The sequence below is a fragment of the Paenibacillus profundus genome (assembly GCF_021369635.1).
Taxonomy (GTDB): domain Bacteria; phylum Bacillota; class Bacilli; order Paenibacillales; family Paenibacillaceae; genus Paenibacillus_B; species Paenibacillus_B profundus.
Window position 1 is genome coordinate 108,509 of sequence record NZ_JAJNBZ010000007.1, and the last position, 17,978, is coordinate 126,486.

Annotated in this window: 19 protein-coding genes; 12 read left to right on the top strand and 7 right to left on the bottom strand. The window is 49.0% G+C overall.

Going from position 1 to position 17,978, the window contains the following annotated elements:
* Nucleotides 1–27: 27 nt before the first annotated feature.
* The 4 genes from hutI to LQV63_RS31380 all read left to right on the top strand — a co-directional run bounded on the left by hutI (nucleotide 28) and on the right by LQV63_RS31380 (nucleotide 2,620).
* On the top strand, nucleotides 28–1,323 hold the full coding sequence (gene hutI, locus LQV63_RS11715; protein WP_233696848.1) for an imidazolonepropionase: 1,296 nt from the start codon (nucleotides 28–30) through the stop codon (nucleotides 1,321–1,323).
* Nucleotides 1,313–1,735 carry an arginase family protein gene (locus LQV63_RS11720; protein ID WP_233696849.1) on the top strand — a complete coding sequence of 141 codons (423 nt, stop codon included), beginning with the start codon at nucleotides 1,313–1,315 and terminating at the stop codon, nucleotides 1,733–1,735. The genes hutI and LQV63_RS11720 overlap by 11 nt, the downstream gene beginning before the upstream one ends.
* A 202-nt stretch (nucleotides 1,736–1,937) precedes the next feature.
* Nucleotides 1,938–2,267, top strand: a complete 330-nt coding sequence (locus tag LQV63_RS11725) for a DUF4870 domain-containing protein (RefSeq protein WP_019422122.1) — start codon at nucleotides 1,938–1,940, stop codon at nucleotides 2,265–2,267.
* A 137-nt stretch (nucleotides 2,268–2,404) separates the two neighbouring features.
* Nucleotides 2,405–2,620: a cold-inducible protein YdjO-related protein gene (locus tag LQV63_RS31380; RefSeq protein WP_019422121.1), complete on the top strand. Its 216-nt coding sequence runs from the start codon at nucleotides 2,405–2,407 to the stop codon at nucleotides 2,618–2,620.
* A 97-nt stretch (nucleotides 2,621–2,717) separates the two neighbouring features.
* Here the strand turns inward: LQV63_RS31380 and LQV63_RS11735 are convergent, their stop codons facing one another.
* Nucleotides 2,718–3,995 carry an adenylosuccinate synthase gene (locus LQV63_RS11735; protein ID WP_233696851.1) on the bottom strand — a complete coding sequence of 426 codons (1,278 nt, stop codon included), beginning with the start codon at nucleotides 3,993–3,995 and terminating at the stop codon, nucleotides 2,718–2,720.
* Nucleotides 3,996–4,129: 134 nt separating this feature from the next.
* On the opposite strand from LQV63_RS11735, the gene LQV63_RS11740 reads away from it, so the two are divergent.
* Nucleotides 4,130–5,011 carry a LysR family transcriptional regulator gene (locus LQV63_RS11740; protein ID WP_233696852.1) on the top strand — a complete coding sequence of 294 codons (882 nt, stop codon included), beginning with the start codon at nucleotides 4,130–4,132 and terminating at the stop codon, nucleotides 5,009–5,011.
* Between the two features lie 88 nt (nucleotides 5,012–5,099).
* On the opposite strand, the gene LQV63_RS11745 is transcribed toward LQV63_RS11740, so the two are convergent.
* The 5 genes from LQV63_RS11745 to LQV63_RS32050 form a co-directional block, all read right to left on the bottom strand.
* Nucleotides 5,100–6,251, bottom strand: coding sequence for a Ger(x)C family spore germination protein (locus LQV63_RS11745; RefSeq protein WP_233696853.1), 1,152 nt, complete (start codon nucleotides 6,249–6,251; stop codon nucleotides 5,100–5,102).
* Nucleotides 6,248–7,753: a spore germination protein gene (locus LQV63_RS11750; RefSeq protein WP_233696854.1), complete on the bottom strand. Its 1,506-nt coding sequence runs from the start codon at nucleotides 7,751–7,753 to the stop codon at nucleotides 6,248–6,250. Before LQV63_RS11750 ends, LQV63_RS11745 begins: the two co-directional genes overlap by 4 nt.
* On the bottom strand, nucleotides 7,725–8,849 hold the full coding sequence (locus LQV63_RS11755; protein ID WP_325175874.1) for an endospore germination permease: 1,125 nt from the start codon (nucleotides 8,847–8,849) through the stop codon (nucleotides 7,725–7,727). The genes LQV63_RS11750 and LQV63_RS11755 overlap by 29 nt, the downstream gene beginning before the upstream one ends.
* Nucleotides 8,850–9,063: 214 nt before the next feature.
* Nucleotides 9,064–9,684 (bottom strand): sporulation membrane protein YtaF, encoded by a 621-nt coding sequence (ytaF, locus tag LQV63_RS11760; protein ID WP_019422115.1) that lies wholly within the window; start codon nucleotides 9,682–9,684, stop codon nucleotides 9,064–9,066.
* Complete coding sequence (locus LQV63_RS32050) at nucleotides 9,672–10,028, bottom strand: DUF3973 domain-containing protein (protein ID WP_407672915.1); 357 nt, start codon at nucleotides 10,026–10,028, stop codon at nucleotides 9,672–9,674. The genes ytaF and LQV63_RS32050 overlap by 13 nt, the downstream gene beginning before the upstream one ends.
* A gap of 168 nt (nucleotides 10,029–10,196) precedes the next feature.
* On the opposite strand from LQV63_RS32050, the gene LQV63_RS11765 reads away from it, so the two are divergent.
* The 4 genes from LQV63_RS11765 to LQV63_RS11780 all read left to right on the top strand — a co-directional run bounded on the left by LQV63_RS11765 (nucleotide 10,197) and on the right by LQV63_RS11780 (nucleotide 13,779).
* Entirely contained in the window at nucleotides 10,197–10,856 is a 660-nt protein-coding gene (locus LQV63_RS11765) for a DUF1232 domain-containing protein (protein ID WP_233696855.1), read from the top strand.
* Between the two features lie 191 nt (nucleotides 10,857–11,047).
* Nucleotides 11,048–11,437: a cupredoxin domain-containing protein gene (locus LQV63_RS11770; RefSeq protein ID WP_019422112.1), complete on the top strand. Its 390-nt coding sequence runs from the start codon at nucleotides 11,048–11,050 to the stop codon at nucleotides 11,435–11,437.
* Nucleotides 11,438–11,589: 152 nt separating this feature from the next.
* Entirely contained in the window at nucleotides 11,590–12,918 is a 1,329-nt protein-coding gene (locus LQV63_RS11775) for a WD40 repeat domain-containing protein (protein ID WP_233696856.1), read from the top strand.
* A 159-nt stretch (nucleotides 12,919–13,077) separates the two neighbouring features.
* On the top strand, nucleotides 13,078–13,779 hold the full coding sequence (locus LQV63_RS11780; RefSeq protein WP_233696857.1) for a 4'-phosphopantetheinyl transferase family protein: 702 nt from the start codon (nucleotides 13,078–13,080) through the stop codon (nucleotides 13,777–13,779).
* A 130-nt stretch (nucleotides 13,780–13,909) separates the two neighbouring features.
* Here the strand turns inward: LQV63_RS11780 and LQV63_RS11785 are convergent, their stop codons facing one another.
* Nucleotides 13,910–14,452: a hypothetical protein gene (locus LQV63_RS11785; protein ID WP_233696858.1), complete on the bottom strand. Its 543-nt coding sequence runs from the start codon at nucleotides 14,450–14,452 to the stop codon at nucleotides 13,910–13,912.
* Between the two features lie 150 nt (nucleotides 14,453–14,602).
* Here LQV63_RS11785 and LQV63_RS11790 point away from each other — a divergent pair, with 150 nt between their 5' ends.
* The 3 genes from LQV63_RS11790 to LQV63_RS11800 all read left to right on the top strand — a co-directional run bounded on the left by LQV63_RS11790 (nucleotide 14,603) and on the right by LQV63_RS11800 (nucleotide 17,431).
* A complete protein-coding gene (locus LQV63_RS11790; protein WP_233696859.1) occupies nucleotides 14,603–15,343 on the top strand; it encodes an aspartate/glutamate racemase family protein in 741 nt (246 codons plus the stop codon).
* A 110-nt stretch (nucleotides 15,344–15,453) separates the two neighbouring features.
* Nucleotides 15,454–16,464, top strand: coding sequence for a Gfo/Idh/MocA family protein (locus tag LQV63_RS11795; protein ID WP_233696860.1), 1,011 nt, complete (start codon nucleotides 15,454–15,456; stop codon nucleotides 16,462–16,464).
* 25 nt (nucleotides 16,465–16,489) lie between these two features.
* Nucleotides 16,490–17,431, top strand: a complete 942-nt coding sequence (locus tag LQV63_RS11800) for an AraC family transcriptional regulator (protein WP_233696861.1) — start codon at nucleotides 16,490–16,492, stop codon at nucleotides 17,429–17,431.
* Nucleotides 17,432–17,978: the final 547 nt, after the last annotated feature.

The window sequence follows — 17,978 nt, forward strand, 5'->3', positions numbered from 1 at the left end:
GAAGAGCAATGAAGGAGGTTGGCTTCTTTGAAACAGATTGAATTGCTTCTTACCGGAATCGGATGTTTGTATACGCCTGAAGGTATTCAACCCCGATACGGGGAAGAGATGGGGCGTATTCGCCAAATGACAGATGCAGCTGTAGCCATTGAACAAGGCCGAATCGTGCTAGTTGGACAGAAAGACGAAGTGATTACGGCTTTGGAGGGCGCTCATATTGTCGAAACAATCGACGTCGGTGGTCGTATGGTAACCCCCGGATTGGTCGATCCGCATACCCATCTCGTTCATGGCGGATCGCGTGAGCATGAGCTCGCAATGAAGCGTTCCGGTGTGCCGTACTTGGACATATTGGCTCAGGGAGGTGGAATTCTGAGCTCCGTAAAGTCTACGCGGTCCTGGAGCGAACAAGAGCTATACGACAAGGCCTGTAGAAGCCTGGATGAAATGCTGCTGCAAGGTGTGACGACGATTGAGGCCAAGAGCGGCTATGGCTTGTCGCTTGAAGCGGAGCTGAAGCAGCTGCGGGTATCGCGTCGGCTCCATGATACACATCCGGTGGACGTCGTGTCCACCTTCATGGGCGCGCATGCCGTACCGGAAGAGTACAAGGGACGCGCCGATGAATTTGTGGACTTGGTCATCCGCGACATGCTGCCGGTCGTTGCGGCAGAAGGGTTAGCGGAATTTTGCGACGTGTTCTGCGAAGAAGGCGTATTCAACGTAGAGCAGTCGCGCCGCATCTTGGCGGAAGGCAAGCGTCTTGGCTTACATCCGAAGATTCACGCGGATGAAATCGTGCCGCTTGGCGGTTCCGAGCTGGCCGGCGAGGTAGGAGCGATCTCTGCCGAGCACCTGTTGACGACGACCGATCAAGGGCTGGCCAGTCTGGCCGCAGGGAACGTCGTCCCGGTCCTGCTTCCGGGAACGTCCTTCAACCTGGGCCTGACCCATCATGCCCGGGCCCGTGACATGATCGACAAGTTCCGGCTGCCGGTGGCTCTGTCCACTGATTACAATCCCGGATCATGCCCGACCGAATCCATCCAGCTCATCATTATGTTGGCATCCTTGAACTTGAAGATGTCACCTGAGGAAATATTGACCGCATGCACGTTGAATGCTGCCGCGGCAATTGGGCGTGCAGGCGACATCGGTTCCATCGAAAGAGGCAAGCGGGCGGACTTGACCATCTTCGATGCGCCCAATCTGGCCTACTTACCGTATCACTTCGGCATCAATCACACATTCGGTGTTATCAAGAACGGAATACCGGTCGTCTGGAACCGTGCCTTGACGGGGAAAGGAGGAAATGCGCGATGAGCTCCCGCATTCCTCACCTGCGTGGCATCCGAGGCTTCATGAATTCCAAGCCGTACCACGACTATGTATCCGGTCACGGAACTTCACTTCACGTGACGTGCGCCGCTTGGGCATCGATGCGATCTTAGACCAAGCATTGGCATGGGCAGGTGAGGGAACGGAAGCGATATACGTCAGCTTTGATGTTGACGTCATCGATCAGGCTTTCGCTCCAGGATGTCCAGCCATCGGTACGGGAGGAATGGACCCGTGGGACGCATTAGACGTATTATACCGACTTGGCATGCTGCCACAAGTCCAGGGACTGGACTTCGTCTGCATTGACCCAACGGTTGATGTCCGCAATGTGACATCAAGATTGGCCGTCCAGTTCATGCTGAGCTTTTTGAGCGGAATGGCAGAGCGATCGTAAATCCAATCGACACCGAACTGCAGCTGCCGGGATATCCCGGCAGCTTTCTTGCGTTCATAGCACTTCCATTGTAATTCCGCACTTGATCCTTACGAAATTGCCAGCTTTGTGTAAGGAAAATCCATCGCACTTTTTCGACTGGTATGTAAAAATAATATTGTAATCAATCAAATTAGCAAACCAAAATGAAGAGGTGGTCTTGGTGAGATCCAATCATGTGTTATCGTCTTTATGTTATTTCAGCATCCTATTCGCACCGCTGCTGCTTCCTATTATCGTACTTCTTATTGCAACAGATGAAGTGAAGGTTCACGCAAAAAAAGCGCTGTGGACGCATCTCATTCCGTGTTTGTCTGTTGTTATCGGTCTTGCGATATCTGCTGCGGTCGGATTCGGTGTCCAGGATATAGCGACATTTGGCATCGGTTTATTTTTGACCTACGCAGCCTTCATACTGACCGGAGTCTATTATTTCTTCTGGAATATCGTGAAAGGCGTGCGCGTGCTGAACAGTCCATCTATCGCAAAGTAATCAGAGCTTGGTTAGCCATCCATTCACCCTCTAAACTGGGTGGATGGTTTTTATTTTCTTTGACTTCAATTCTAGTTTAATGATATATTTTATCGGCATTTTGATGCGATCGCAGATAGGAAAGGGATGTAATAGAAATGACAACAAGCGAAGACACAAAGCCGAAATTATTGCCAACTAAAATCTTGAAATGCAGAAATTCGGAGTGCAAGGCGTGGGTGAGAGACGAATTTGCAACTGCCGAGCAAAGCTGTCCGCTCTGTAACGGCCCCATGCTCAGAAGCATCAAGCACCTGCCTGCCGTTCAGAACAAGGTGAAGCCGCAACCGCGCAAGCGGAAATCGGAATTTTAATAAAATTACATAAGCACATAAACAGAACCGCAGCAACTCCAGGTCGCGTACACGGTTCTGTTTTTCGATTGCTACGAAGATTTTATATCGATAACGTCTATCTTTCTATCATCTGTTCACGATTCGGTCCGACGGAAATCCGGCGAATCAGCACGCCAAGCTGGCGTTCAATGTACAGCACATAATCTCGGGCTTGCTGCGGCAATTCATCGAAGCGGCGTATGCCGGAAATATCGGACATCCATCCGGGCAGGGATTTCAATACGGGTCTCGCTTCATCAATCCGGGCCGATACAGGGAAATGACCCGATACGACCCCGTCAAGCTCATATGCCTCGCACACCGGTATTTCCGGCAAATAACCAAGCACATCCAGGTTAGTCAGCACAACTTCGGTAGCACCCTGCACAGCGCATCCATATCGGGTAGCCACAACGTCGAACCATCCCATGCGTCGCGGCCGTCCAGTCTTCACGCCGAATTCTCCGGCGTCACCGCCACGCCGCCGCAATTCATCCGCTTCCTGGCCCGCGATTTCGGAAATGAACGGTCCGGCGCCTACACAGCTGGAATACGCTTTAACGACGGTGACCACATGCCTGATCGCAGACGGAGGCAGTCCCGCACCGACCGCAGCGAAGCCCGCCAATGTAGACGAAGAAGTGGAGTAAGGATATATCCCATGATCCGGGTCGCGCAGCGCACCTAGCTGTCCTTCCAGCAAGATGGATTCAGCGTTTTGCAGCGCTGTTTGCAGCAAGACTGTCGTATTGCACAAGTATGGTTTTATTTTCTCCGCCTCTTCCAATAACTGTGGCAATAATGCCTCCGCATCCAGCGTTGGTTTGTTATACAGATGAGTCAACAACACGTTCTTTGCTTCAAGTGAAGCTTGGATGCGTGACTTTAACCGCGCTTCCTGATACAAATCCGCAACCTGTATACCTAATTTGAAATATTTATCCGAATAAAAGGGCGCGATGCCCGATTTGGTAGAACCGAATTTACGATCTGCTAAGCGTTCTTCTTCCAGCTCGTCAAACATACGGTGATAGGGCATGACTACCTGCGCACGATCAGAGATGCGCAACTTTGGCTCCGGCACGCCTCTGGCCAACAGAGCGTCGCGCTCCGACAATAAAGCAGTCATGTCGAGTGCCACCCCTGGTCCAATCACATTGACAACGTTGGGGTGAAATACGCCAGACGGAAGCAAATGGAGTGCGAATTTTCCATAGCCATTAATGATGGTATGTCCTGCATTGCTTCCTCCTTGATAACGAACGACATAGTTGGATTCCGCCGCAAGCGCATCCGTCACTTTCCCTTTGCCTTCATCGCCCCAATTCGCTCCGACAATCGCTGTTACTGTCATCCTAACGCCTCCATATAACCGATTTGATTAAACTGTTGTCAACATTGAAACCTTTCTGTATCTTCATTATAATGAAAGTGTTTCAATAAATATAATTAATAACTTTTATATTTGATATAAAGGTGGTTTATGTGTTGAGAACAAATTTAGATTGGTATCGCGTGTTCTATGTGACAGCCACGCAGGGCAGCTTCTCCAAAGCTGCAGCAGCTCTGTTTATTACTCAGCCTGCCGTTAGCTATGCAATAAAGCAGCTGGAAATGACGCTGGGCGGGAAGCTGTTCTCCCGGACACCGAAAGGGGTGGCGTTAACGGCAGAAGGGGAGGTGCTGTTCAAGCACATTGAGCAAGCATATGGCTTCTTAGCTGCTGCGGAGAGGAAAGTGGCCGAAATGCATCAAATGCTGCGCGGCGAAGTTCGCATTGGAGCGGGCGACAGCCTATGCAAGCATTACTTATTGCCTTATCTGGAGAGCTTTCATGCATCTTTTCCCGATATTAAAATTCAAGTCACCAACCGGACTTCGTTAGAGACCGTTCAATTGTTGAAGGAGGGGAAGATCGATTTCGGCATCGTCAACTTGCCGATCGAGGACAAACAAATCCAAATTCGCGAAATCGCCGTCATTCAGGATTGTTTTGTTGCTGGAGAAAAATATAAGCATGTTGCAACGAAGCCTGTTTCTATGAAAGAAATGAGTGAATATCCGATTATCCTGCTCGAAAAAGGGAGCAGCTCACGAAGGTATATCGACCGCTATGTTCAGCTTGCGGGTTTGGATATCCAACCGGAAATTGAACTGGGCAGCGTTGATCTATTGGTCCAATTTGCACGGATAGGCCTGGGGATTTCTTGCGTGGTGAAGGATTATATCCGTGATGAGCTGAGGCAGGGGATTCTATACGAGATCGTGCTCGAAGATCCGATTCCCCCGCGCAGCATCGGGATCATCACATCGAAAGAAATGCCGCTCTCCGTGGCGGCCACTCAATTCCTCCAGTTGCTGCAAACGTGAAAGAACGAACATTACGCTGGAGATTGAATCCGCGCTCGTGCAAAATTACGGAATCCCCTAGCGGCGGCCATCCACTGCCAAGGCATTCCTAACGGCGCAACCGGTTCATTCCAGCATGCTCGATATGAACGTTGACCTCGATCGAATCGAGCGAGTCGGGTGTCAGTTGCAGCAATGCTCCATTTTGCGCTCGTTTCCACATCTTGTTGCAATTCCGGTAGACATACTTCCGCAGCGAGTACACATCGACCTTTTTACGAAGCCCCTGTTCCCATGTATGCCGCACTTCGTCACGTATTTCTTGCTTGGCAAGCGAGATGATTTCTGCTTCGCTCAAACTCCCCATTACTTCCTCTATGTAGCCGTTGACATCTATTTTTAGCTTGAACTTGGGATCGAGACCACGAATAGCAACGGAAAGGCTCGATTTGGGTTTGGTCAGCGCAAGCACGGCTTCCGGCTTCTCTCCGCTGCCGATATTGATGGGGGTTCGTGTGATTTTCTCGGATAGCCATCTTATGCCATGCATATGCTTTAGATTGAACCAACTTTGAAAGATACCGTCTTGGAGCGCATATACGCCGTTGATTTGATACTGGTCGACTTCCTTATCATTCTCCGTCCATTTCTTCTTATTGATCGACATACTCGGCAGCAGTAGTGTGGATCCTGGTTCATTCAATTCCACAACCATACGATAGAGCTGAACGGGTGGAATATAAGCTTGCTGCTTTAACACATCATTCGGAGCATGAAGTATGGATGCAACGGGAGATTGGTTGAAAGGAATCGGCAAGATAAATAAATCAGGGATAGATTCTTTCGTCCCAAAGACCCATGGCGTGTATCGAATTCCGGAAAACCGAAATACTGAATCGATCATCTTATTCACATCTTGTTGCAGCGCATGTTCGCTAAAAATGATCACCGTTGTATGATCCCATAAAATTTGCAACGAAGAAGTGGTATACAAGTCGTTAACGGCAGAATCGAGCGAGTAGCCCTCGCCGCGCCCGACCCACACCGGTGTTTTGCCTGTGCTCTTCATTCCTTCTTGCTTGGCAACGTTGGAGAAGTCTAGAGACTGGGTATACACGACATATTTACCATCCTTATAGTCGATACCTAGGGCGGTGATATAGTTGATGTCCTGCACACTTCTGATATCCCAGCAGCCTGCCAGCGAGAGTATTATTATGCAGCATGCGCCGAACAGGATGCAAGCGTTGCGCATCCTCATGTCGAGTCATCTCCTTGCCGCGTATCATCGGTCGTATTCAGCATCGCCGGACGCCGTTTCAGCAATTTGACCGGAACACCGAACAGCGACTTGAGCATGTCTTTGAAAATAGGAGGCGACAACGGAGCAAGGTAGGGAATCCCGAAAGATTGCAATGTCGACAAATAAACAAGGATAGCCAGCATCATCAAGAAAAAACCATACATGCCGAGCACGGATGAACCAATGAGCACGAGCAGACGCAAAATGCTGACCGTGCCGCTTAACGTCTGATTGACAAGCGTAAAGGTGGCAACTGCAGTAACGGCTGCCACGACGAGCGTCGTAGGCGAGCTAAGCCCGGCACGAATAGAGGCATCCCCGACGATTAAGCCTCCAACGACGGCGATGGTCTGGCCAACCGCTTTCGGCAAGCGGATGCCTGCTTCGCGGAAGATTTCAAATAAGCCGAGCATCAGAATCATTTCCATTGGCGCGGACAATGGCAGCCCCAGACGGGAAGTCGTAACCGTTGCCAAGAGCGGGAATGGGAGTTGTTCCAGGCCAAATGCGATCAAGGCAATCCAGAACCCCGGCATAAAAATGGAAACGAACAATCCGATGATGCGCAATATTCTTTGAAACGTCACAAAGAAATAAGGGAAATGGATATCCTCCGGCGATTTAAGCGTCAATACCAAATTGGCTGGACCGATCAGCACCATTGGCGATCCATCGACAATGATGATGAAGCGGCCCCGCACAAGCGCTTGCACGACATAGTCGGGGCGCCCAATATAATCGAGCAGCGGGAACAAGGCATACTGCGAATCGCCCAGCGCTTCTCCAAGCTGGGAGCTGCTTACGACGGCGTCGGTATCGATCTGTCCGAGCCGTTGTCTGACTTGATTCAACATATCCGGATTCGCGATATCCGCTATATACAGCAATGACACCTTAGTCTGGCTGCGCAGCCCTATGGAATAGGTCTCGCACTTCAACGAACGGGTCCGCATCCGCTTGCGTATGAGTGCCACATTCGTTGACAAGCTCTCCGTAAAACCATCTTTCGGACCTTTTATTGAAATTTCCGTATTCGACTCTTCGGGGGAGCGATTCGGCGGGTCTGCAATATTGACAGAGTAGAATAGGTTGTCCCGTTCAAATCCGATGATGAGCTGACCCGAGAACAGGACTGCCTCCGCCGCCTGTATTCCTGCCGTCGGATCGAACGGCTGCAGCGCAAGCGGATTGTTGCGGAGCAAGCTATCCAAGGAATGCGCATCTTCCAGCAACGCCTTCAATTGCGGAATGACATATTGGTTCAACTGCTTAATGTCTGCCAGGCCATCGCAATAAATTAATGTAACTTTATAAAAATTGCTGCCGGGACCAAATAAATGGATCTCGCTCCGGATATCGCCGCATCCAGTCAGGTATGTCAATAAACGTTCGGCCGTTAACGGCACCTGTTCTGCTTGCTCATTGAACGGGTTAGGAGTCGGAACAAGGTTCTTGTTCATGTGCAGCCGCTCCTTTGGATTGTCGTTGATGGCTGGCGGCCAGAAGAGCAAGCAGCAATGACAGCAGAACAAGCCCAAAGGTTACGCCAGGAAAATAAAAGGATTGCAGCATTTCTACAAAACGAATGTCATCATTAGCCGCAAGTGTGGCTGCGCATAGAATGACCGCTGCCAACAGCCCGGCGCCGACTCGTTGGTGCGGGCCGCGCAGTGGCAATAAATCCAAAATAAGAAACAACTCCAACGAAATCCTGATAAACGAACCAGATAACCATTGATAGATGGAAAGAAAGTCTACATGTTCGATATATTTTCCCGCCGTTACAATTCTCCATTGCTCGAAAGCGGGATAACGCATCAAAGACGCATTGGCAGCTCCAAAGTTGGCGATTGAGCCCAGATAAGGGCCGATGGTCAGTCCGGCCAAAATGACTGCCAGCGCTGCCATCCCCCAGAAGCCAGGCTTCTTCGAAAGATGGGGCTGCAGCAAAATGACAACAATTAATTCTGCCATCCCGCCTCCGATAAGCACCAATCCGCGTATGACCGGGGCAATGCCATTCTCCAGTACCGGCAGAATAAGTGAATAATCTTTGAATTGGAAATTTGCTCCCATCACGAAATAGCCTAGTATGATGACGACCGGAAGAAGGATTCCCGCGCAAATGGCGATAGCCTGAATGCCGGCAAGCGCGCTCGCTAGCGAAAGCAAGACCATTGTAGCGGTAATGACAACTATCGGCGTGTTCGGCAAATAGGATATTTTCGACCATGTGGACGTGTCCTTTAACGTGACAAACGCAGCCAGCAGCAAATATGCGACAAATAGCAGCGTGATAAACCACGCTGTTGCCGCTCCGCTTATTTTGTAAAGCCATGGGAACAGCGCGTCGGTTCCTTTCTTGCGTATAATCCATATGAGAAGCGGGATCCAGCAAAGGCTAAGAACCAACGCCAACAATACGCTTATCCAACCATCTTTATGAGTTTGCCGCAACAAAAGCGGTATGACAGTAACATGGTTCAACAGCCCCGTGGACATTACCAAGATGAAACAGGTTTGCAGATAGGTAATGGAATGGCGTGGCGACATCATCTGTTCTCCTTCGTGCAGTTATTATGCTGCAGTATTGCGTTGACAACCATTAGTGTTAGTCGAATCCATGAAAATCATCCCATAAACAGCAAAAAGAAGGCAGCAACCTGATGGTTGCTGCCTTCTTATAGGAGTAGGACCGGTGGGGCTCGAACCCACGACCTGATGATTAAGAGTCACCTGCTCTACCAACTGAGCTACGAATGGCGTTGCTTTACAGCCATGCATTGAATGCAACCACTATAATGATGGCTCCACTTAATACGGTGCTGAATTGCCCTACAGTGAAGGAGCCTATGCGTATGTTGGCCACCTTCTGGCCGATAATCGCACCCAGCCATAGGGTGATGAAGCTCCCAATTGCCGCCGTCAATGATATGGCGATAGGGGACAGCCCGATTAATCCAGCGCTGAGACCATTGGTCAATGCATTTGCGGAAAGAGCGACGCCGAGTATAGCGGCTTCGATAAGGTTAATGCTGCCGGAACGGTCTAAATCGGCTTTTTCCGGATTGGATATTAATCCTTCGAGGCCGATATTCCCTGTCTCAGGAGCAGAAGCCCGCTTGCTCCGGGGCACGGTCAGCAGCACGATGCGCACTCCGACGACCAGCAATATGAATGTTGCCAGTAAGGTTGGGAGAATGCCGGGAAGAATGGTTGAAATCCATTGACCGAATAAGATTCCTGACATACTGAACAAGAAGCAAATGGCCGCAATAAAGGAGTTCGAGAGTAAGCCGATGCGAATTTTCCGGATTCCATACGATATGCCTACACCTAAATTGTCAATGCTCGATGCCGCCGCAAGCCCCAAAATCATTAACCATGCCATTGTTGAAGCACCTCCTTGTCATTGTGTTCCGTGTGGGCATGAAGTAAAAGACGCACCTCATTCATCATAGTGTGGGACGATTCAGAATAGGATGGGGGCACGATTTTTGTAGGTTTCCTCTTCTTGTTTTCACTGCACACGCCCATGTGAAATTGCTGCTTGAATACCTCATCGATGTAGTACACATTCTTGAATACGTGAGCATCCCTGTCACTTTCCAGGTGGTAATGCAGACATGACATACAATAGTACATGTTACCATCTCCCCTTCTTGTTGTCATTACGCCGACCCTGTGGGTCTGACTGTTGAGATATCTTATGTGCATCTGTTGAGAAAGGTGCATCGGGCTGAGGTATGAATTGAGAAATCTTCAACATTGCGATCCGGGCCTGTCGAAAATGATGAAATGGGCGAAAGACGGCAAGATTGGTGAGCAGACGTTCCTCATTCGTGCATATACTGATAGCGATAGACCGTGTTCCATATTTCACAGGAAAGGATTGAATTGACAATGTCGGACCATCAAGGGACAGAGGACTTGGGAATGCTGTTGAAAGATTCGTTGAAGCAACAATCCCTTTCCATGCGAAAATTAAGCGGGCTCACCAATATCGATACAGCAACGATTTCCAGAATTATCAACGGCAAGCAGCCGGCAAAGCTCGACCATCTGCGCCGATTCGCGGAGCACCTTCATCTCCCGATGGATAAATTGCTGGAAGCGGTAGGATTGAATAAAGGGACGCAGCATAAAGAACTGCGCGAGGAGATCGGTGATTCCGTGGCGACCATTCAGGAATTGCTGCATTCTATCCGGCTGCTGGATTATCAGGTGACGGCAGAGCACGTTCGCCAAGAACTGGCGAAATATGAGCAATATGCGCAAACGGAAGAAGGGAACCGCATCATTTTGGAATCTTTTCATAGCAAAGTGAAAGAAGTAAGCGGATGGGGGCCCTTCATCAATCAATTGCATTACATGTTCTCAAAATATTGCGACGAACGCGTAACTCCAGAAGATCGGTATATCTTGGGAAGCGCGCTCTTGTATTTTATTTTGTCGGCAGATATTATTCCGGACTATTTGTTCCCTATCGGCTATATCGATGATGTCATAGCTGTACAGCTCGCCATGGAGCGTCTGTCTTCCTCTGACGATTCGATTGCTTGAGCGAATTGCGGGAGCATCCGATCCAGTATTTGTCACTGTTCGTTCAAACATCGTTCACCTTCCGTTCATATTGGACTAATAATTGTGATTTAATTTATAGCTACAATAGATAGCAGGGAAGAACATTTTTCCAATACCGAACCGTTCGCGGCAATTCGTGAACAGGGTGAATGAGTTGAGGGGGCATTGATGTGAATAAGAAATTTGCCATTGCGGCATCCACACTTCTTCTCGCCGTGGCTTTGGCTGCATGCGGCAGCCAGGGGAACGATTCAGCGGCAAAAGATGAAGGTACTTCAGCAACCGCTTCTTCGGGCGATGTGCAAGCCGTCACGTTGAAAGCGTCCAATTTTGAATTTGATCAGAAAGAAATCAGGGTAAAGAAGGGCCAAACGGTCAAATTGACGCTTGAAAATAGTCAAGGGATGCACGGTGTAGAAATACCGGATTTGAAAGTGAAGCTAGACTCGCCGGGATCGACTGAGTTTGTGGCTGACAAAGAGGGAACATATGAATTCAAATGCTCGATTATGTGCGGCACCGGTCATAATGATATGGTCGGCAAGATCATCGTCGAGTAAGGATTAGATAATAAGCAGCGCATGGTCCAATCAATTCATGGATCATGCGTTTTTGTTTTGTCAGCAATTCGTTCATGTCCGTCTACATGAGCTTCGTATATAATGGAAAAAGAGCTCGTTGCATAAAGGAAGCGAATTGGAGAGGTGAAGATATGACGTGGTTGAATGAACTCGTTGCCATGCGATGGCGTCAAGAAGGAGAGCGGTACGCCAAGAATGTCAATGAATTTGTGCGCAAAGGGTTGACCGAGGGCTGGGATGCAGTGGACGAGGGTGCTTTGCAGGAGGACGGCCGCCGCGAGCTGGCGGAACAAGTATTCGGAATGGTAGCCGCCGCGAATGAAGCAGGAGATATCGAACAGCTGCGCAGCGCGCTTCCGCCGGCCACGTGGCCGTTATTGGGAGCGTTCGAGGATAGAATTCAGGCGGTGAAATCATTGTTTTTCATCGATGAGCATACCATTGTCTTCCGAGCAGGCGCAACCTGGGAAGCGGGCTGCGTATATGTCGTCAGCGAAGAAGGGGACACGAGGCAATTCGAGCACATCACGCTTGTCGGTCGTTCTCCTAATTGTGAAACGTATGCGCTTGTCGACGAGGAAGGCATCCGCACTTTACGTGGAATACATAATGATTTGACAGGAGAGCTGCTGCACTCTTTTTCTTGGAACGACATACTCGACTCCATTAAGAGTTTGGGGTGTCCTATGCAGTCCTTGGCGGACGCAGAGCAGCCTCATGAGCAACTCACGGAAATTATCCCGTTTGCTGACGGTAAGAAGCTGATTGTTGTGTCCAATCTAGGAATCTATCTGATTGAAGCCGGAGTAGCGAAGCTGCTTCATCCGTCTGCAGAAGAAATCGAGGATTGGAGCAGTGACGATGTTGAAGCCATCTGGCTTGATATGGTTCATGCTGCGCTGTCGCACGATGAGAAGCATATCGCTCTTGGAAGCCAAGGAAGCTCACACCTGCTATACGACGCGGAAGGTAATTTGAAGGCAGAAATCTATCCCGAGAGCAGCTATCCGCATTGCTGTTTATTTAGCGGAGATGATGAACGCATATTGTTCAATTCTTGCCATTTCTACAATGGCATTACGCTGTCAGCTTCCATACAAGAGGCACTTGCCTCAAGTCCGCTGGAGGCCGGAGAGGAGGATATCATTGAAGACGGGGCCCGTGTGTATGCCGCTGCTGTTCGTGGCGATGAGATGATTCTAGGAGATGCCTACGGTTATTTGAGAACCGTAAGGCTTGACGGAGCATTGTCGTGGCAGCATTTTTTGGGCAGCACGATATCGGGCATTACGGTCAGTCCTTCGGGCAAGCGGTTAGCTGTCGGTTCGTACGGAGGCATGCTCCATCTACTGGATTTGGATACGGATGAACGTGACCCTTACGCGATAGGGACCGCTGCACATCGGGAACTGGCGCGATGGATCGTATGGAAGGGACTAGAACAGCCCTTGCAGTGGTAACGTATGGCTTCCTGCTCAGTAAAGCAACCTGCAGACTGTATCAGCTATAGCTGAATCACGGGATGAAAGAAGGAGTTCATCATGAAACGAAGCTTGAGTCTGGAACTGGAAATGTCATAGTAGTGGAACAATTAATACTCATTAGGGAGGTGTAGCGGGGTGCAATTGGTCATCGTTCCGGTTGACGGAAGCTGGGATATGGAAGAGCTGCTTCCTTATATAAGCGAAGAGCGGAAAAGTAGCATTGCTCGTTTCAGACAAGAGATCGACGCAAAGAGAACGCTGCTATCCGAATGCATCGTGCGCGCGTTGATCATATCCCAATACGGGTGTTCAAATGAACACATTCGATTTGAACGGCACACGCATGGCAAGCCTTATGCGGCAAGCCATCCCGATTATCACTATAATGTCAGCCATTCGGGGGATTGGGTCGCATGCGCCGTGGCGGATCTTCCGCTGGGCGTAGATATCGAGCAAATCCGTCCCATCGAGTTGTCGATTGCAGAACGCTTCTTTGCCGCTTCTGAAACGGAGGCAATCCTGTCATTGCGCGAAGCGGAAAGACTTCCGATGTTCTATAAGATTTGGACATTGAAGGAAAGCTTCGTGAAGGCGGAAGGGACAGGGCTTACCGTCCCCCTTGACAGCTTCACATTCACCGTAGGCGGCATGGATGACATTCAGATGGCTGCACGGAATCAAGAATACCGTTATCGTTTCAGGATGTATGCTCCCGACCCGGAACATATGCTAGCCGTGTGCGCAAGCGGCGGCGAGTTCCCGGATCAGCCATGCAAGCTGTCGGTGTCAGCGATAACCGAGGCGCTTTGCGGAAGAGACGTTTTGACGCTTGCATAAAGACCGTATTTTCATATACAAACCGCCATTCGGCACGAAGGACATGATTGTTTCATTCCTTCGCCGGACGAGCGGTTTGTTTTTTATTCGAGATCGAAACACTCAATAATCTCCGTGAGGTGCTGGCTGCTCAAGATTCCAATGCTTCAATCGACTTCAATACATGATCGATTAAGGAATCGATGTCATCGATATGGCTTTCATTCACTTTTTGGCGAAACTTCGCCCTGATTCGATATACCCCATTGTCGGCTGGCTCAGCTGATATACTCGTTGCTGCATCGCCGTATGGCTCTAATTGATATGAGCGCTCGTGAATAATATCCGCCGATTCAGCCCAGAGAGCAGTTAATTGTTCATGAACGTGATGGGAGTGAACCGCCTGCTCTCCAGGCAACTCGAAGGTAAGCTGAAGCTCTGCTCCGGGCTCTTCATCAACGATCCGTATGCCGCGAAGCTCACCGGTGAAATCAGCCAAGCCGCTCGAAATTTGAAGCTCGGCGATACAACTGCCATCCTGCGGCTTTACTCTCATTCGAAACGTCCGGTTGTATCCCGCCAGATCGATAATATCTTCGCGTCCGACGATCAGTATGCCAGCTTCTCTTTCCACATCATACAGCTTGCCTTCGAACACCACTTTCAGATTGTCGAATATCGTTGGGTCAAACATTGCTTATGCCTCCAGTCGTTCTAACCTTCTTTATTTATAATCAATCTTAGTACAACGCCACCTCATCAGTAAAGGAAGGAGCAGCATGTATGGCACTGCATGAGCATTTATGCGAAAATGGAGTAAAAATGGATTAGGGGTGCTTCGCTTTTGAAAACAATAGGCCTTATCGGCGGCATGAGCTGGGAGTCATCTTTACTTTATTACCAAATTATAAATCAGCGAGTAAAAGCAAAGTTAGGCGGGCATCATTCTGCAAAAAGTCTGATGTACTCTGTAGATTTTCAAGAAATCAAATCCCTTCAACAGCTAGGCAACTGGGATGAAGCCACAAAAATGATGATAGATGCAGCGCGAAAACTGGAAGCTGGCGGAGCCGATTGTATCGTCATCTGCACGAATACGATGCACAAGATGGCAAGCGAAGTAGAAGAATCGGTATCTATCCCTTTACTGCATATCGCTGATGCAACTGCGAATGAAATCATAAGAGACGGAGTAAAAAAAGTCGCTTTGCTGGGAACCGCGTACGCGATGGAACAAAATTTTTACAAAGGCAGACTCATTGACAAGTATGGGCTGGATGTCGTGGTTCCGGATGAAGCAGAGCGAGGGATTGTACACGATATCATCTATCAAGAGCTATGTCTTGGAATTATTAACGAAGAGTCTAAGCAATCCTATGTAAAAATTATTTATAACCTTATTCAACAGGGAGCTGAAGCTGTTATTTTTGGATGTACTGAAATAGGGCTGCTCATCTCACAACATAATTGCAGTATACCCGTTTATGATACAACAAAAATTCATGCTCAATGTGCTGTCGATTTTGCGTTGGGCGTGTCGAGTGGCGCGGCCTTGTCCGCTGTAAAAGAGTGCATAACGGATTGATGCTTCATGTCGTAAATTTACACACTTGATGTCGCCATATTAAACTTTTAATTCGAGTGAGCTGTGTTATATTGAATGCAGGTGTCATTATTTTATATACAAAGGGAGAGATGGCTGTGTCACTTCGCATCGGAAAATTAAGCTATTGGCACGTGCATGCTTGGGACTATACAAAACAGGCGGAAGAACACCCTGAGACGATAATAAGTGCGGTATGGGATGAAAATCCGGAACGCGGCAAGCAAGCGGCAGAGAAGCTGGGCGTGCCTTTCTATGCTTCGCTTGATGACATTTTGGCCAGTGATATCGACGCCGTTATTGTAGATACGCCGACTCGCATGCACCGGGATGTGATGATTGCGGCAGCTAACGCCGGCAAACATATTTTCACCGAGAAAGTGCTTGCGCCCACGTTGAAAGAAGTTAATGAAATTTTGGAAGCGGTGGAGAAGAACGGCGTGAAGTTAACGGTGTCGCTGCCCCGTTTGAATGATGGTTATACGTTGACGATTCAGCAAATATTGGCCCAACAGCTGCTCGGAAAAGTAACGTTGGTTCGTGTCCGCCTATCTCATAACGGAGCGATTGCCGGGTGGCTGCCAGATCATTTTTATAGCCTGGAGGACTGTGCAGGCGGCGCGTTGATCGACCTTGGCTGCCATCCGATGTACTTAACGCGGCTATTCCTAGGAGAAGAACCGGTTGATGTCTCGGCTCAATATGGCTATGTTACAGGAAAAGCGGTGGAAGATAACGCGGTATCGATGCTTTCGACGCAATCAGGTGCCGTAGGCATCGTCGAAGCGGGCTTCGTGAATTCGTATTCACCGTTCACGGTGGAAGTGCATGGAACGGAAGGAACACTCCTGTACGGAACCCCGGAAGCGAAGCTTCTGCTTCGGACTAACCGTCAAGGAGCTGAACTAGCACACGATTGGCAAGAACAGCCGTTGTTGTCCAATCGGGATAGCGCTTTCCATCAATGGGTCAGTCATATTCAAAATAACACGAAGGCAGAGGAGAATATCCGAATGGCGGTGGAATTGACCAAATTAATGGAAGCCTCCAACCGCTCGGTTGCAGAACGCCGCGCCATTGGTCTGGAGGAGCTGGAACGCTAATCCGAATTTCAGGAGGTGCTATTCAATGAATTCTTTTCCATTCGAAGTGATGTGGGAGCGTAAGGATGCATTGGAACGCCTTGATTTGCGGATCCGCTGGGGACATTATGAAATCCGGGTGCTCCGGTTCCATCTGACGACGTTTCCACCTGGCAAAACGGTAGGATTTCATAAACACTCAGAGTTTGAATTCCACTTCATTCCCCGGGGAAAAGGTAAAGTGATCATGGAGGATCGATCGTTCGATTTAACCGCAGGCATGTTCTATGTAACGGGCCCTGGAGTCATGCACTATCAAGAAGCCGATGCGAGCGAAGCGATGGACGAGTTATGCCTGCATTTCGATATCGTGGACCGTTCCTCGGCCCCATCTATCGGCGATGATCGGAATGTAGATAAGTGGGAAATCGCAGACTCCGGCAGTTGTATTGAAATGCTGGAATCCTTGCCGCTGCAGCCAGCCATAGATAAACATGACGCGATGTGTTGTTTTCTTGAAGCTTATCAGGCTCGCTGCGACAATACCTTAGGTTCGTACACGGCGATTAAGCACAGCATTATCCAAATCTTGCTGCGCGCGGTAAAAGCCTATGATATGAAAGACATGCCAGCCAGTCTTCCATCACGCGACTTGAACGCGAACCGCTATCGGCTCGCTCTGCAATATATTCGTGCCAATTATGCGGGCATGATGACGTTGAAGGATGTGGCCGAGAAGCTGAATATAAGCTCGCGCCAGCTTCAGCGTATTTTGAAAGCGCACCATGATAATCGGTCGTTCTGCGCTATTTTGGAGGAAGTGAGGCTGGATGCGGTGTGCCGGAAGCTGGTGGAAACGCGGCTTCCCATTGAAAAAATTGCCGTGTCCGAAGGGTTTGCAAGCGCAAATTATTTGCACGCCGTATTTCGCAAACGATTCGGAATGACCCCTTCGCAATATCGCGAGCGGGAATTCAAGTCCAGATAGCGAAGCTCTGCTGTATTTCATGCAAAATATAGCAGAGCTTTTTCGTTCATATAGCATACAGGCTGGTGATGTCTGAAATGAAGTTCGTCAGGAATGCTTCAGCATCCGAACAACAACAGACATACGATGACTAAAAGCAGGAAAAGAACGAGGATGATATCCACATGAGTCAAAGCGGGGGACGACCTTCTGTATTCAGCACAACTGTTCGCCATGTATGCTGAACCCCTTTCACCTTACCGTAATAATTCATTGTATGAAGAAGGCCAGCCTTTCTGATTGGACACCTATCCAATTAGGTGCTGATATTGAAGCAGGAAGAGCGGATTCCGTTCTGTACATAAACATTATTATGTTAACTTAAGCGTCAAATAATTATGATTCCTAAAATGTAATGCATCGATTTTCCTGAGTTTAATACCAGCAGTCATCACTCTAGCAGAGCTCGTGCGGCAGGTATCTTGTTACTCTAGCGATTGTCAGATAGCCAGTTACTTGAGTGACCGCTATGCAGCCAATTCCTCTGTTGATTGCCATGTGGTCAATT

Coding starts and splice junctions, on each gene's coding strand:
- LQV63_RS11775 (WP_233696856.1), top strand. CDS start 11,590: ATGACGTGGTTGAATGAACTCGTTGCCATGCGATGGCGTCAAGAAGGA.
- LQV63_RS11800 (WP_233696861.1), top strand. CDS start 16,490: ATGAATTCTTTTCCATTCGAAGTGATGTGGGAGCGTAAGGATGCATTG.
- LQV63_RS11755 (WP_325175874.1), bottom strand. CDS start 8,849: ATGATGTCGCCACGCCATTCCATTACCTATCTGCAAACCTGTTTCATC.
- LQV63_RS11750 (WP_233696854.1), bottom strand. CDS start 7,753: ATGAACAAGAACCTTGTTCCGACTCCTAACCCGTTCAATGAGCAAGCA.
- LQV63_RS11745 (WP_233696853.1), bottom strand. CDS start 6,251: ATGAGGATGCGCAACGCTTGCATCCTGTTCGGCGCATGCTGCATAATA.
- LQV63_RS11735 (WP_233696851.1), bottom strand. CDS start 3,995: ATGACAGTAACAGCGATTGTCGGAGCGAATTGGGGCGATGAAGGCAAA.
- ytaF (WP_019422115.1), bottom strand. CDS start 9,684: ATGGCATGGTTAATGATTTTGGGGCTTGCGGCGGCATCGAGCATTGAC.
- LQV63_RS11795 (WP_233696860.1), top strand. CDS start 15,454: ATGGCTGTGTCACTTCGCATCGGAAAATTAAGCTATTGGCACGTGCAT.
- LQV63_RS11720 (WP_233696849.1), top strand. CDS start 1,313: ATGCGCGATGAGCTCCCGCATTCCTCACCTGCGTGGCATCCGAGGCTT.
- LQV63_RS31380 (WP_019422121.1), top strand. CDS start 2,405: ATGACAACAAGCGAAGACACAAAGCCGAAATTATTGCCAACTAAAATC.
- LQV63_RS32050 (WP_407672915.1), bottom strand. CDS start 10,028: ATGCACCTTTCTCAACAGATGCACATAAGATATCTCAACAGTCAGACC.
- LQV63_RS11765 (WP_233696855.1), top strand. CDS start 10,197: ATGTCGGACCATCAAGGGACAGAGGACTTGGGAATGCTGTTGAAAGAT.
- LQV63_RS11785 (WP_233696858.1), bottom strand. CDS start 14,452: ATGTTTGACCCAACGATATTCGACAATCTGAAAGTGGTGTTCGAAGGC.